This window comes from Arthrobacter sp. NPDC058127, from assembly GCF_042884555.1.
Taxonomy (GTDB): Bacteria; Actinomycetota; Actinomycetes; order Actinomycetales; family Micrococcaceae; genus Arthrobacter.
This window is the reverse complement of record NZ_JBHVTT010000009.1, coordinates 37960-51758: the sequence shown is the minus strand read 5'-3', so window position 1 is coordinate 51758 and position 13799 is coordinate 37960. Positions and strand designations below refer to the sequence as shown.

Below are 13799 nucleotides of genomic sequence, written 5' to 3'. Positions count from 1 at the left end.
CTCCGGCGACTCTTGGCCATCCGCGTCTTGCTTGGATCGCTTTGACTACGAAGCCGGGTGCGTGAACGGGACCCGTTCGAACGACATGACGCTCGTTGCTTCCTCCGGGTTGACCGTGACCTTGAGCCAGTCTTTGGCATTGTTGGATCCATCCACGGTGATTCGCGTCAGGTTCTTCGCCGCTGTGGCCTGACCGTAGAAGGACAGCCACGTGGAACCGGCGGCGAGGGGGTGGTCTTGGTTGTAAACGTGGCTGTCGCCGTTGATCAGGTAGACCGGGCCGCCGAACGCGTTCGATTCCTCGATCAAGGTCTGCACCAGGGGTTTGAAAGCGCCAAAATCCGCCTGTGAAGGGGCTGCGACTGTCGGGTCGAACATGTCCGCCTGCGTCATCACGACGACGGCCCGGTCGCCGTTGTTCCGCGCTTTGCGGAAGGTGTCCCTCAACTCCTGGATGTCAGCCTCGGTCCTCTGCTGTACCTCGTCCACTTGGGCGGCGGTGGGCTGGGTCTGGCCGAGTCCCGTCCAAGGCAGCATCGAATTATCGCTGCCCGGAATGTTGACCGCAGTGAAGGCGACCTCATGCTTGCGGAAGCTGACGTTCTCCGGGAAGCCTTCCTTTGCCTGTGACTTCACCTGCATGGGCGAACCAAGCGTGACACCCGGCTTCGGGAAGAACACTTCCCGAACCTTGGCCAGTCTTTCGAGGGGGTTGTAGGCACCGTTGTTGGTTCGGTGGCAGTCAGTCCACTCGTTGTCGCCCGGGGTGTAGACGAGCGGAGCAGTAAAGCTGTCGAAGTTCTTCTTGATGGCTTCGAAGTACTCGTCAGTGCACTGGGAAGATCCGTTCTTGATATCGCCCACGTGTGCTACAAAGCTCAGTTCCTTGTGTGCATTGAGGTCCTGGATGTAGGACGGGAAGGCTTGGATCTCAGCGGCACCGTAGGGTACGTCGCCGATGACGCCGAAGCTGAAGCCTTCGGTATTGCCTTGGTGTCCGTTGCCGTTGGAGCCATTCTGTCCCGAAGTGTTGCTGTCATTGGCCGCCAGTGCCGGCGGCGTGAGCAACGTGGTCGACAGCAGAACCGCCCCAACCGTTGCGATCGCGAATCTCGTCATTGAACGCATGAATCTCTCCTCGTCGTTGGTCTCCGTTACCCGGACGAGGCTATTGGCGCGAGCTGAATTCAAAGAGTCGGAGACATGAATCTTCCCCGCCAGGATCTGCCGCTGAAGACCGTTGCCGCTGAAGACCGTAAACGAAAAGACCCAGGAACGCTGAAAGTCCCGGAACCCAAAAACTCCCGGAACGCAAAAAGGCCCCGGTCAGGGACCGGGGCCAAAACGCGGAGACGGGGGGATTTGAACCCCCGGTGGAGTTGTGCCCCACACTTCATTAGCAGTGAAGCCCATTCGGCCGCTCTGGCACGTCTCCAGTTGCTATTGCTAGCCAACCAAGGATACGCAGAACTGGGCACCCAGTGCAAAACGGGGACGCGGGCAGCCGTCGGGGGCTCCGCCGTTAAGGGCGCTAGTGCCCCGAGCCCTTCTTGCCGGCAAGCGCCCGCCACAGGAAGTGCTGGCTGCGGGCTTGGAGCGAGGCCGCCTGGCGGTTGTCCGAGGCTCCTGCGTGACCGCCTTCAAGTGCTTCGTGGAACCACACGTTCGGGATGCCCATTGCCTGCATCCGGGCTGCCATCTTCCGGGCCTGGACCGGGCCTACACGGTCATCGGAGGTGGCTGTCCAGATGAACGTCTCCGGGTACTCCACTCCGTCTCGCAGCAGGTGGTACGGCGAGAAGGTGCGGATGTACTCCCACTGTTCCGGCACGTCGGGATCGCCGTACTCGGCAATCCAGGAGTAACCAGCCGAAAGCTTGGTGTAGCGGCGCATGTCCAGCAACGGGACGCCGCAGGAGATCGCTCCGAACAGCTCCGGGTACTGGGTCAGCATGTTGCCCACCAGTAGTCCGCCGTTGGAGCCGCCCACGCAGCCGAGCCTCCGCGGACTGGTGACGCCCCGCGAAATGAGATGCTGCGCCACAGCGGCGAAATCCTCGAACGCGCGGTGCCGATTCTCCTGCAAGGCTGCCCGGTGCCATGCGGGACCATACTCGCCGCCGCCGCGGATGTTGGCCACGACGTAGACGCCGCCACGTGAATGTGGCGCGGAGCCGTCGTCGGACGTGATGCTTTCGCTCCGGCGCTCCAGCCAGGCGCGCCCGATGGCTCCGCTGTAGGCGGGGGTCCTTGAGACTTCGAACCCGCCGTAGCCCGAGAGCTGTGTGGGGTTCTCGCCGTCGAGGTCCAGATCTTTGGACGCGACCTGGAAATAGGGCACGCGCGTACCGTCTGCTGAGGTAGCGAAGTGCTGCTGGACCTCGTAGTCCGCCTCGTTGAAGAACGACGGCGAGGACTTCACTACTGCGTGCGTGCTCGTCACCCCGCCGTCATGGCCTGCGTCGAGCGTGTAGCCCGCGATGCCCGGGGACAAGGTGCCGCGCATGAGTGTCGTGGGGGTGGTGAAGCCGGTAGCGACGAGCCAGTAGTCGTTGCCGGCGTCGTCGCCTTCTGCTTCGTCCTCGTCATCCACGGCGTAGGCGTTCACGTCGTGCAGCGGCGGGCACGCATCCAACAAAGTCGAGGCCCAACCGCCGGCGGAATCCTTGCTGGCCGGGTCGAGCACCCTGATTTCGGAAGAGACGTCGTGCAGCAGGTTCAGGAGGAGGTAGTTCCGGGTCCAGCTCCACGACTGGAGGGACGTGTGCTCATCCGGGGTGAAAAGCACGGTGAAGTCGCGTGCCCCGGACAAGTAGCCCTCGAAGTCGGCAGCCAACAGGGACCCGGCGGCGTAGGTGGTTCCGTCCACGTGCCAGTCCTGCCGTGGGCGGAACATGAGCCATTCGCGGTGGGAACTGAGGTTGACGTCAGTGGGGACATCAATGGCCAGCCACGCGTCGTCGCGTAGCACGGAAGTGGTCCGGTTGAAGAAGTCGATCCAGTCCACGGCGAAAGTGCGTTCGAATCCCGGGGTGGAGTCGTGGGCGACGAGCGCCATCATGTGGTCTTCGGGGATCTCGAAGATCCGCTCTGCTTCGGCCAGGGATTGGCCGCGACGGAGCTTCACCCCGGTGCGCGCGTAGGAAGAGCTGGTTTTCGGCAGGCCGTCGGCGGTCGTGGCAACCAGGAGGGTATCGGCGTCGAGCCAGCTCACGTTGCCTTTCGCGGTCGGAAGGTCGAAGCCGCCTGCGGCAGGGTCCACGAAGGTGCGGGTTTCGACGTCGAACTCGCGGTGGCGGTTGGCGTCGCCGCCGTCGGGGGAGAGGGCGATGATGGCGAGGCGGTGCGGTTCGCCTTCGGCAGGGCGCAGGAAGTTTGCGCCGTGGAAAACCCATTCTTCGCCCTCGGCTGCGGCGAGTGCATCGATGTCGAGGAGGATGTCCCATTCCGGGGCGTCGCTGAGGTAGCTCTCCCATGTGGTCCGGCGCCAGAGGCCCTTGGGGTTCTGCTGGTCCTTCCAGAAGTTGTAGTAGTGCTCGCCGCGCTTGTTGACCATGGCGATCCTGTCCGTGGAGTCCAGAACCTCCAGGATTCCGGCTTCCAATGCGGCGTAGTCGGCGTCGTCGAGCAAGTCTTCGGTGCGGGCATTTTGCTCCCGTACCCAGGCCAGCTGTTCCTCGCCGTGGATGTCCTCGAGCCAGATATTCTCGTCGACAGGCTCGGGGGCGATTGCGGTTCCCTGGGCAGTTTCGTTGTCGGGCGCGGGCGCTTGATCAGCTGCTGTGGTGGTCATCCCTCATCCTAGAGTGACTGTCTGAGAAGGAAGCAAGTCACAAGAAGTTAGGCTTGGGCGTGGGTAAATCGCAGAACATTCGGGTTGGGCTGATCGGGGCAGGTCCCCGCGGCACCAGTGTGCTGGAGCGTTTGCTCGCCAATTGGGCCGCGACGGAATCACAAGGGCGTTCGCTGCATATCGACGTCGTGGACCCCTATCCTGCCGGTCCCGGGCACGTCTGGCAGCCCGAGCAGTCCCGGCTGTACCTCATGAACACCCAGTCGTTCTACCCCACACTGATCCCCGAGGATGAGCGACTCGCGCCGCCCCTCGCCGGCGGCTCCTTTGAGCAGTGGCGGGCTGAGCAGCGGTCCGTCGGCGGCCATGGCTTGAGTGCTGAGGAACGGGCCGAACTTGCCGCCCTCGCCTCGGACGACTTTCCCAGCCGTGCCCTTTACGGACGGTACCTGCGATCCACTTTGGAGGAACTGCTGGACCGTGTCCCGGCCGGCGTGGAGATCGCCTTCCATCGGAAAAACGCCGTGGCGGCGCATCCCCTGGCTGGCGGTCCGGCGGAGGGCGATCCGGACGGTTCGCCTGGTCAGCCCGCGGGCGGAGGGTTCGACGTCGAACTCGACGACGGCGCTCGGCTCACCGTGGATTCCCTTGTCCTCGCGCTGGGCCACCTTGAGTCCCGGCTCAACCCGGAGCAGCGTTCTTTCAGGGACGTGGCGGGGGAGCTCGGGCTCCTGTACGTGCCGCCAGCCGCACCTGCCGACGTGGACTGGGCACTGGTCCCGGACGGGGAGACGGTCCTGGTCCGGGGCATGGGCCTGAATTTCTTCGACGTCATGGGCCAACTGACGGAAGGCCGCGGGGGACAGTTCGTTCCGGCCGAAGACGGTCTCGAGGGAAAGCTCAAGTACGTGCCTTCGGGCCGGGAACCGAAGATCATCGCGGCATCCAGGCGTGGCACTCCTTACCGGGCCAAGGCCGGTTTGGACGGCTACTATCCCAAGTCCGTGCGATTGCGCTACCTGACGGAGGGCGCGGTGGAACGCTTCGCCGCGGCGGGCATCCAACCTGGCTTCGACCACGATCTTTGGCCCCTCCTGCATCGGGATGCGTTGTGGGCATACTATTCAACGCTGGTCGTAGCCGAACCCGTGGCCGTGTCTGATGCGACGGAATTCCTGGCCGCCCTCGAAGACTTGTTGCAGCCCCACGCGCATGCCACCGGGCGATGGGAAAACCAGGTCGGGGAGTTGGTCTCCACCCATGTCGCAGCGTCGCGCCGCCTTGACCTGCTGGGACTCGCCGCGCCTTTGGCCGGACATTCCTTCGCGTCCAGGAAGGAACTCGACGCCGCCGTCGTCGACTATTTGGACGACGACGCCCGCCGCTCCGCGCTCGGAGAAGCAGATCCAGTGAAGATGGCGATCGGTGCCTTGCATACCGGACGGGCCATCCTGAAGAGCGCCGTGGCCGACGGCGGCATCACGGACGAGTCGTGGGTCGGTGAGCTCCGGGGCTGGTTCGAATCCTTCGTTGAGGGACTCGCGAGCGGTCCTCCGGCCCTGCGCGCCGAACAGCTGACCGCTTTGGCGCGTGCCGGCGTCGTAAGTTTCGTGGGCCCGGATCCTCGATTCAGTGTTGACCGTTCCCAGCGCGTCTTCCGCGCGGTGTCCGCATGGGTGCACGACGACGCCGCGGAAGCCAGGACGCTGATTGAGGCCATGTCCCCGGCGAACCGGGTGGGCGTGAGTGTTTCTCCGCTCCTGCGGCAGTTGCTCGCCGACGGCTTGGTGCGGCCCAAGGTAATGATGACTGCCGAGGGAACGCCGGTGCAGACCTCCGGCTTGGACGTCCAGCCGCATCCCTACCGTTTGGTGGGCGCCAACGGTTCCGTGACTCCGGGAATGTACGCCCTTGGCCTGCAGCTTTCTTCGACCCAGTGGGGGACGGCCATTGCCGCTGAAGCCCGGCCTTCCGATGGTCGCGGCTATCGGAGTGGCCAACGGACCCTCCGCGACGCCGATGAAATCGCCAGGGACATGCTCGGCCTTCCCCTCCAAAAATGAGCATGTTCCACCAATAAAAATGAGCATGCTCTCCGCCCGTACCGGCGAGTGGACACAAACCTGATATGTCCACTCACCGGGGCCGGGGGAGAGCATGCTCTCTGGTGGGTGGTGGGCTGCGCCTAGCTGGTGGGCCCTAGGCAGCCTGGTTTTCGATGAGCTTGAAGATCGCACCCGTGGGGTCGGTCAGGGTGGCCATCCGCCCGTAGGGGGTGTCTTCAGCCGCCTGGATCACGGTAGCGCCCAAGGAGACGGCCTGCTCGATCGTGGCATCGACCTTGTCCACCGCGAAGTAGACGCCCCAGTAGGACGGCACCTCGGCCGGGAGGAAACCGGAGGCATCCATGATGCCTGCCTTGGAGTCATCGCCCGCCCCGAGCGTGGTGTAACGGAACTCCGGGGTATCGCCCACGACGGTGGTTTCCCAACCGAAGACGTTCTGGTAGAAGGAAACGGCGGAGTCGTACTCCTTGGCGAAGAGCTCGTGCCAGGCGGGTGCGCCTGTTTCGGCAGCCAGCTGATAGCCCTTCATCTCGCCGAACTGCCAGGCACCGATGGCCGCTCCGGACGAATCCGCGTACATCGCCATGGTTCCCTGGTCCGGCACTTCCATGGGTTCCATGTAGACCTGGCCTCCGTTGGCGAGGGCCGCTTCGGTGGTGGCCTTGATGTCGTCAGTGCGCAGGTAGGTGGACCAGACATCGGGCATCTGGCCCATGTCTTCCTGCTTCTGCATGATCCCGGCCACCATTTTGCCGTCCTTCGAGGCCGTGATGTAGCCGCCGTACTTTTCCTGGTCGCCGGTCTCGTAGGTCCAGCCGAAGAGCGTGTTGTAGAAGGACTTTGCCTTCTCCGGGTCCGAGGTCATCAGGTCGATCCAGCACGGTGAACCGGGGGTGATGTCAGGCGTGGGCATGTTTGCTCCTGTGTCGTTACCGCGGTTGTTCCACGGTTTCATGAGTGGGTGGTGGAGACAGACAAAACCCTATGCGGGGCCTCTGACAGTTTCAATGCCTTCGCTCGAGGCCTTCGGCGGAACTTAGCCCATGAAGAGCATCAGGATGAAGTAGATCGCTCCGCCGACCACCGAGTAGATCGCGAAGGGAGTCAGCGTCCGGGTCTCGAAGAAGCGAAGCAGGAACTTGGTGGCGAACCACGCGGCGACACCGGCGCACAGTGCCCCCACCAGGAACACGCCACGTTCGTCGGCCATGGCCGGGGTGAAGAGGTCAGGCAGCTTGAGCACGGCTGCGGCGCCGATGATCGGCGTGGCGAGCAAGAAGCTGAAGCGCGCGGCGTTCTCGTTGTTCAGACCGGACAGCAGGCCGCCGGCCATTGACGAGCCGGAGCGGGAGATGCCGGGGATCAGGGCGGCTGCCTGGGCGGTTCCGATTGCCAAGGCGCGTTTCCACGGCAAGGTGGCGATTTCGGCGTCGGAAGCCGTTGCGGTGGCCGGCTGCTCCGCGGCACGGCGGCTATCCCTTGTCCGCAGGCGTTCGGCCCCGAAAAGGACGAGACCGTTGACCACCAGGAAGGCGGCTGCGATCAGCGGGGAACCGAAGAGATTTCGAATGGGCTTTTCCAGGACCAAGCCGATAATTCCGGCAGGCACGGTTCCAACCACAAGGAGCCAGCCGAGCTTCGCATACGTGTCTGACGGAGCGATCTTCCTGTCCCGGATGGAACGGCCAAGACCTTTGGCGATTTCAATCCAGTCCCGGAGGAAGAAGAAGAACAGCACAATTGCTGTAGCCAAGTGGGTGGCAATGAGGAAGTTCAGGAATTCCGGTGCCTTCTGGTCCAGGCCCCAACCGAAGAGTTTGGGAAGGATGACGCTGTGGCCGAGGCTGGAAATCGGGAAGAGCTCGGTGATTCCCTGCAGCAGGCCCATAACGATGGCCTGGATCATATTAATCATGGGCTCGATCCTAGCCAGCGCCGGTTACTGGGAGATGAACGTTTGCTGGGAGGCAGCCGTGTGCCAGCAGGTGAACACGGCTATTAGGGTAGCCGTGGACTACGCGATGTGCCTCGTCTTGGCGCGGCGTCGCGCGCAGTGGTTCGTGCGGAACCTGCACGAATTGCTGATACTGGCCCTCCCGGTCCTCAGGCCCTTGAGGTTGTTGCGGCTCGTAACACTGCTGAAGCTGCTTCATCGCACCGCCGGGAACGCCATGCGGGGCCGCATCCTCACTTTTGTTCTCGGGTCCGCGGCCCTCCTGACGTACTGTGGTGCGCTCGCCGTGCTTGATGCGGAGGAGAACGCCGCGGGCGCCAACATCACCAACTTTGGCGATGCCATCTGGTGGGCGATGGTCACCATCACCACCGTTGGCTACGGGGACCACTACCCGGTGACGGTCGTGGGCCGCTGCGTTGCCGGAGGCTTGATGGTCTGTGGAATCGCTGTCTTGGGCGTCGTGACCGCTTCGGTTGCCTCGTGGCTTGTTGAACAGGTCTCCTCCGGAGCTGCGGCGGCCGCAACGGTCGCCGAGGAGCCCATGAAGCAGGAGATTCGCCGGCTGGCTGAGCAGGTCGAGCGCCTGAGCGCCCTTCTGGAAAACGCCGACGGCGAGCTACGGGGCGGCGTGGTCGGAGCCCGCGGCGACCACTCGCCGTCGCCGTAGCCCGCCGTCGAGGTGCGTCTTATTCCTTCCCGCGGACCGGGATGCTGGCGGAAGAAATCAAGACGGCACTCTTTTCTTCGTTGGTGGCCGGACGGATCTGGCCGCGTTCGGGGACGAAGACTATGGCCTCGTCTTCCTGTTCGGGGGCGTTGACGAAGGAACGGAAGCGGCGGAGCCGTTCGGGGTCCTTGAGGGTCGCGGCCCACTCGTCCTCGTAGGACTCGACGTGCTTGGCCATAGCGGCCTCGAGCTCGTCGGCGATGCCGAGCGAGTCCTCGACTACCACCTGGCGCACGTGCTCAAGGCCGCCGTCGAGTTCCGTCTGCCAGTGGGCGGTGCGCTGGAGGCGGTCGGCGGTACGGATGTAGTACATGAAGTAGCGGTCGATGTACTTCACCAGGGTCTCGTCGTCCAAGCCGCCGGCGAGGAGCTGGGCGTGGGCGGGCAGGAAGCCGCCGTTGCCGCCGACGTACAGGTTCCAGCCTTCCGAAGTGGCGATCACGCCGACGTCCTTGCCGCGGGCTTCTGCGCATTCGCGGGCGCAGCCGGACACGCCCATTTTGAGTTTGTGCGGGCTGCGCAGGCCGCGGTAGCGCAGTTCCAAGTTGATGGCCATGGAAACAGAGTCGAGCACACCGAAGCGGCACCAGGTGGATCCCACGCAGGATTTCACGGTGCGCAGGCTCTTGCCGTACGCCTGACCGGACTCCATGCCTGCGTCAATGAGCTCGCCCCAGATGTCCGGGAGTTGTTCGAGGCGGGCGCCGAACATGTCGATGCGCTGCCCGCCGGTGATCTTCGTATACAGGCCGTACTTCTTGGCGATCGTGCCGATGACCACGAGCTTGTCGGGCGTAATCTCCCCGCCCGGGATGCGGGGGACCACGGAGTAGGTGCCGTCCTTTTGCATATTGGCCAGGGCGCGGTCGTTGGTGTCCTGCAGGGTGCCGCGGCCGGCGTCGAGCACGTACGCGGAATGCTGCGACGCGAGGATCGAGGCGATGGTGGGTTTGCAGATATCGCAGCCCGCGCCGGTGCCGTATTTGCCCAGGATGTCCTCGAAGGAGGTCAGTTCCAGCACACGGATCGCGTCGAAAAGCTCCTGGCGGGAGAGCTCGAAGTGCTCGCACAGGGCCTTGGAGACCTCGATGCCGGACTTCTTCAGTTCCCCTTCGAGGAGCTTCTTGATCATCGGCACGCAGGAGCCGCACTGCGTTCCGGCCCGGGTGCAGGCCTTGAGGCCTGGAACGTCCTGGACCGGCTCCTTGCCTTCGCACGTCCCGCACGCGTTGACGGCGGCCCGGATAGACCCGGCGGCCACGTTGTTGCAGGAGCACAGGATCGCGTCATCCGGCAGTTCGGTCTCGGGGGCGTCCCCGCCGCCGGCAGCGGTGAGGTAGGCGCCGGGTTCGGCGGGCAGTTCCCGGCCGAGCAGGGGGCGCAGGCTCATGTACGGTGTGGCGTCGCCGACGAAGATCCCGCCGAGCAGGGTCTTGGCGTCGTCGGTGGTGACGATCTTCTGGTAGACGCCCCGGGCCGGATCCGCGTAAACGATTTCCAGGGAATGCTCGGTCTTGGCGAAGGCGTCGCCGAAGCTGGCCACATCCACGCCGGAAAGCTTGAGCTTGGTGGCCGTGTCGAAACCGGGGAAGGTCGCTTGCCCGCCGTGCAGGCGGTCGGCGACGATCTCGGCCATCGTGTTCGCCGGAGCCACGAGCCCCAGGCACATCCCGCCGAAGTTCGCCACCTCACCGATCGCGAAGATGCCGGGGATCTCGGTCTCGCAACCGTCGGAAATGACAACGCCACCGCGCTGGCCAAGCGTGAAGACCTGTTCCTCGCCCTCCGCTGCGCGAAAGAGCTCATCGCGCGGCCTGACCCCGATCGCGACGATCACGATGTCGGCGTCGATGATGCGGCCGTCAGCCATGAGGACACCGGTGACCTGGCCGTCGTCGTCGGACAATACTTCCGAGGGGAACACGCCGCCGTGGATTTCGAAGCCCTTGTCCTTGATGAGGCGGCCCATTGCCTGGCCAGCGCCTTCGTCGAGCTGGGTGGCCATCAGCCATGGCGCGCCGTCGATGACGATCGGGGTGGCGCCCAGCCGCTCAGTCCCGGCGGCTGATTCGAGGCCGAGGAGCCCGCCGCCGATAGTGACGGCGTTGATCTTGCGCCCCAGTTTCTCGGTAAGTTCGGTGATCGCCTTGTTGATGGCCCACACGTCTTCGAGCGTGCGGTAGACATGTGTGTGCTCGGCGCCCGGGATGGGCAGGCGGGCGGCATTCGAACCCGTTGCGACCACGAGGGCGTCGTATTCGTAGCTGTTGCCGGCCGCGGTTTCCACGGACTTGGCTTCGGGATTGATCTTGACGACCCGCTCGCCCGTGCGCAGCTCCAGCGCATCGTGCTCCCACATCGACGCATGCCCGAGGGTGAGGTCGTAGTCCACCTCGATGAGTGCCTTGCTCAGCGTGACCCGGTCATAGGGAAGATGCGCTTCCTCGGTCAGGACCGTGACGTGCCAGCCCTCGAGACCGCGGGTATGCATGGCATCGGCAAAACGGTGGGCCGCAGGGCCCCCGCCCGCGACAACAATGCGGCGCGGGTTCTCTGAAGGGGAAGTATGTCCGGTCACTGGCGGCCTTTCGCATGTGCCGCAGAACCGTCATCCGCGACTTGTCACTTCAGACTAAAGACACGCAGTTTCGCGTCAGTTTCCCCTTTGTTTCGGGGGCTTAACTTCGGCATCACGGTGAGGATTGCGGCGATGTGAGGTCTCCTTTACGAGCAGGACACATTGATTGCATTCCGGCGAAACATGGCGGGCCTACCGTGAAGTTGTGGCCACAAACGGCCCGTGCCGGATGGCGGAATTGGATCCGCCGGACCGGCAGGCTAAGCGATAGGGGCTGAAATGACCGTAATTCTGGATCGGGAAAACCAAGAACAGCTGAGTGCACCGACCGCGTCCGGTTGGCACCGAGTCTGCGCCATCGACGAGCTCGAACCGGCCTGGGGCGAAGCTGCCTTGGTCGGAGGCAAGCAAGTAGCGCTGTTCCGCACCACGCCGGACGAGGTCTTGGCGGTGTCCCAACAGGACCCGGCAACTCTCTCCAACGTCATGGCGCGGGGAATCGTCGGTTCCCGGGGCAGCCGTCCCACCATCGCCTCGCCGCTTCACAAAGAGGTCTACGACCTTGAAACGGGCGAATGCTTCACTAACCCCGAACTGCGGCTCGCAAGCTACGCCACCCGCCTCGTGGACGGATACGTCGAAGTAGCCGTCTAGGCCGTAGCCGGGGCGCCCCGGTGTCGCTGCCCCGTCTGACGGCGGGCTCAAGTTCCTACTCGACGTGCAGCGCCGATTCGGCGACCGCAGCTACTGAACAGGCTAGCGTCGTCGAAAAAGCAGCAGATGCCCACAAGAAGCGATTCTGTGGGCATCTGCTGCCAGTTCGCGCCTCAAGACGCGCCACGCGGAAGGTAAGGGATTTGAACCCTTGGTGCGGGGTTACCGCACACTGGTTTTCAAGACCAGCTCCTTAGGCCGCTCGGACAACCTTCCCTGCCTAGTAGTGTTTCATAGGGAGTTGGCTGCGCCAAAAACCTGCCGCCGCGATTAACGCGGTTAAGGTGTCTGAAAAGGCCAACTGCACTGAGCGAGGGATCGGGAGCACTCTATGAAAGCCGTCTACATCTCCGAACCGGGCGGGCCCGAGGTTCTGGAAATCCGTGACGTCCCCGCTCCGGTTCCCGGACCCGGCGAGGTTCTCATCGACGTCGTCGCCGCCGGTCTCAACAGGGCGGATGTTCAGCAGCGCCGCGGGTTCTACCCGCCACCACCGGGTGCATCCGAAATTCCGGGCCTTGAGGTCTCCGGCAGGATTGCGGCGTTCGGACCCGAGGTGAGCAAGCCGTTTTCCGTGGGCGACAAGGTAGTTGCCCTGCTTTCGGGTGGCGGCTACGCGCAACAGGTTGCCGTCCCGGCGGAGCAGGTTTTGCGATTGCCCGACGGCGTGGACCTGGTCACCGCGGCGTCATTGCCTGAGGTAGCCGCCACGGTGTACTCGAACCTCATCATGACTGCACAGCTGCACGCGGGTGAGACGGTATTGATCCATGGCGCCACTGGCGGCATCGGCACCATGGCTATCCAACTCGCCAAAGCGTACGGTGCCACGGTCGCGACGACGGCAGGAACGGCCGAAAAGGTCGGAACCGCGAAAGCCTTCCTCGGAGCCGACATCGCCATCAATTACACGGAAGAAGATTTCGCCGAAAGCCTCAAGGCACAAAACGGCGGCAAAGGCGCGGACGTGATTCTCGACGTCGTGGGTGCCAAATACCTGCAGCAAAACGTGGAAGCACTCGCGGACTACGGCCGGCTGGTGGTCATCGGACTGCAAGGCGGCGTGAAGGGCGAACTCAACCTCGGCCAGTTGGTCAGCAAACGCGCGGCGATCATCGGCACAGCGCTGCGTCCGCGTCCGGTCGCTGAGAAGGGCGTCATCATGAACGCAGTCCGCGAGTCGGTTTGGCCGATGCTGGCCGACGGCCGAATCAAGCCGTTCGTGGCCAAGTCGTTCCCCTTGGAGCAGGTCCGCGAAGCCCACGCGTACTTCGATTCCGGCGAACACATGGGCAAAGTCCTGCTACTGCTCTAGCGGCGCCCGCCAAACCGGCAGTACGAAGGAGAGCGATGTCCATCCGGTACAGCATCCTGGCATTGCTTCAGGAGCAGCCACGCTACGGCTACCAATTGCGGGCGGCGTTCGAGGAACGCACAGGAGCCGTCTGGCCGCTGAACATCGGGCAGGTGTACACCACCCTGAACCGGCTGGAGCGCGACGCTTTGGTCCGCAAAGAGGGCGACGACGGCCGCGGCCACGTGCTTTTCAGCATCACCGACGCCGGGGCTGAAGAGATCCGCCGATGGTTCTCAACCGCAGTGGATCGTGGAGCGCCGCCGAGGAACGAATTGGCCCTCAAGCTGGCGCTGGCCGTCACGACGGCGGGCACCGACGTCCCCGCACTCATCCAGGCCCAACGTGAGATTTCCCTGCGCGAACTGCAGGACTATACCCAGGACCGCAAGGACGTGGCCGCCAACCAACGAGTGACGGACACGGCCAGGCTGCTCGTCCTGGACTCCCTGATCTTCCATGCCGAGGCGGAGGCCCGTTGGCTTGATCTCTGCGAAGCCAGGCTGGTGCAGCAGGCCAATGGCTCCAGCAACGGCATGATCGGAACCGTCCGTGGTAACGGGACAACCACCGCATAGACTGCTCCGCAGGGGAGGTGCTGACATCGAAA

The 13799-nt window shown here is 64.0% G+C and carries 10 protein-coding genes and 2 tRNA genes; 5 read left to right on the top strand and 7 right to left on the bottom strand.

Going from position 1 to position 13799, the window contains the following annotated elements:
- Positions 1-45: 45 nt before the first annotated feature.
- The 3 genes from ACFVTG_RS13510 to ACFVTG_RS13500 form a co-directional block, all read right to left on the bottom strand.
- Complete coding sequence (locus ACFVTG_RS13510) at positions 46-1128, bottom strand: hypothetical protein (protein ID WP_390281152.1); 1083 nt, start codon at positions 1126-1128, stop codon at positions 46-48.
- A gap of 219 nt (positions 1129-1347) precedes the next feature.
- Positions 1348-1435: transfer RNA gene (locus ACFVTG_RS13505), tRNA-Ser, on the bottom strand.
- Positions 1436-1531: 96 nt separating this feature from the next.
- Positions 1532-3793: a prolyl oligopeptidase family protein gene (locus ACFVTG_RS13500; RefSeq protein ID WP_390281150.1), complete on the bottom strand. Its 2262-nt coding sequence runs from the start codon at positions 3791-3793 to the stop codon at positions 1532-1534.
- A 59-nt stretch (positions 3794-3852) separates the two neighbouring features.
- Between ACFVTG_RS13500 and ACFVTG_RS13495 the strand changes: the two genes are divergently transcribed.
- Entirely contained in the window at positions 3853-5856 is a 2004-nt protein-coding gene (locus ACFVTG_RS13495; RefSeq protein WP_390281148.1) for an FAD/NAD(P)-binding protein, read from the top strand.
- Between the two features lie 136 nt (positions 5857-5992).
- Here the strand turns inward: ACFVTG_RS13495 and ACFVTG_RS13490 are convergent, their stop codons facing one another.
- A complete protein-coding gene (locus ACFVTG_RS13490) occupies positions 5993-6772 on the bottom strand; it encodes a VOC family protein (RefSeq protein ID WP_390281146.1) in 780 nt (259 codons plus the stop codon).
- A 123-nt stretch (positions 6773-6895) separates the two neighbouring features.
- A complete protein-coding gene (locus ACFVTG_RS13485; RefSeq protein WP_390281144.1) occupies positions 6896-7774 on the bottom strand; it encodes an undecaprenyl-diphosphate phosphatase in 879 nt (292 codons plus the stop codon).
- Between ACFVTG_RS13485 and ACFVTG_RS13480 the strand changes: the two genes are divergently transcribed.
- Positions 7773-8483 carry a potassium channel family protein gene (locus ACFVTG_RS13480; protein ID WP_390281141.1) on the top strand — a complete coding sequence of 237 codons (711 nt, stop codon included), beginning with the start codon at positions 7773-7775 and terminating at the stop codon, positions 8481-8483. The two genes, ACFVTG_RS13485 and ACFVTG_RS13480, sit on opposite strands and share 2 nt — an antisense overlap.
- Positions 8484-8502: 19 nt before the next feature.
- Here ACFVTG_RS13480 and nirB read toward each other — a convergent pair whose 3' ends face one another.
- Positions 8503-11121, bottom strand: a complete 2619-nt coding sequence (gene nirB, locus ACFVTG_RS13475) for a nitrite reductase large subunit NirB (protein ID WP_390281139.1) — start codon at positions 11119-11121, stop codon at positions 8503-8505.
- A gap of 279 nt (positions 11122-11400) precedes the next feature.
- Between nirB and nirD the strand changes: the two genes are divergently transcribed.
- Complete coding sequence (gene nirD / locus ACFVTG_RS13470) at positions 11401-11775, top strand: nitrite reductase small subunit NirD (RefSeq protein ID WP_284753433.1); 375 nt, start codon at positions 11401-11403, stop codon at positions 11773-11775.
- 188 nt (positions 11776-11963) lie between these two features.
- Here the strand turns inward: nirD and ACFVTG_RS13465 are convergent.
- Positions 11964-12051: transfer RNA gene (locus ACFVTG_RS13465), tRNA-Ser, on the bottom strand.
- Between the two features lie 115 nt (positions 12052-12166).
- Between ACFVTG_RS13465 and ACFVTG_RS13460 the strand changes: the two genes are divergently transcribed.
- Together ACFVTG_RS13460 and ACFVTG_RS13455 are read left to right on the top strand one after the other, a co-directional pair.
- Entirely contained in the window at positions 12167-13150 is a 984-nt protein-coding gene (locus ACFVTG_RS13460; protein ID WP_390281137.1) for an NAD(P)H-quinone oxidoreductase, read from the top strand.
- A 35-nt stretch (positions 13151-13185) separates the two neighbouring features.
- Positions 13186-13767, top strand: a complete 582-nt coding sequence (locus tag ACFVTG_RS13455) for a PadR family transcriptional regulator (protein WP_390281135.1) — start codon at positions 13186-13188, stop codon at positions 13765-13767.
- The last annotated feature ends 32 nt before the right edge of the window (positions 13768-13799 follow it).

What these genes read in the sequence shown, in the direction of transcription:
- ACFVTG_RS13510 (WP_390281152.1), bottom strand. Translation starts at nt 1,128, where the DNA reads ATGCGTTCAATGACGAGATTCGCGATCGCAACGGTTGGGGCGGTTCTG.
- ACFVTG_RS13500 (WP_390281150.1), bottom strand. Translation starts at nt 3,793, where the DNA reads ATGACCACCACAGCAGCTGATCAAGCGCCCGCGCCCGACAACGAAACT.
- ACFVTG_RS13490 (WP_390281146.1), bottom strand. Translation starts at nt 6,772, where the DNA reads ATGCCCACGCCTGACATCACCCCCGGTTCACCGTGCTGGATCGACCTG.
- ACFVTG_RS13480 (WP_390281141.1), top strand. Translation starts at nt 7,773, where the DNA reads ATGGGCTCGATCCTAGCCAGCGCCGGTTACTGGGAGATGAACGTTTGC.
- ACFVTG_RS13485 (WP_390281144.1), bottom strand. Translation starts at nt 7,774, where the DNA reads ATGATTAATATGATCCAGGCCATCGTTATGGGCCTGCTGCAGGGAATC.
- nirD (WP_284753433.1), top strand. Translation starts at nt 11,401, where the DNA reads ATGACCGTAATTCTGGATCGGGAAAACCAAGAACAGCTGAGTGCACCG.
- ACFVTG_RS13460 (WP_390281137.1), top strand. Translation starts at nt 12,167, where the DNA reads ATGAAAGCCGTCTACATCTCCGAACCGGGCGGGCCCGAGGTTCTGGAA.
- ACFVTG_RS13455 (WP_390281135.1), top strand. Translation starts at nt 13,186, where the DNA reads ATGTCCATCCGGTACAGCATCCTGGCATTGCTTCAGGAGCAGCCACGC.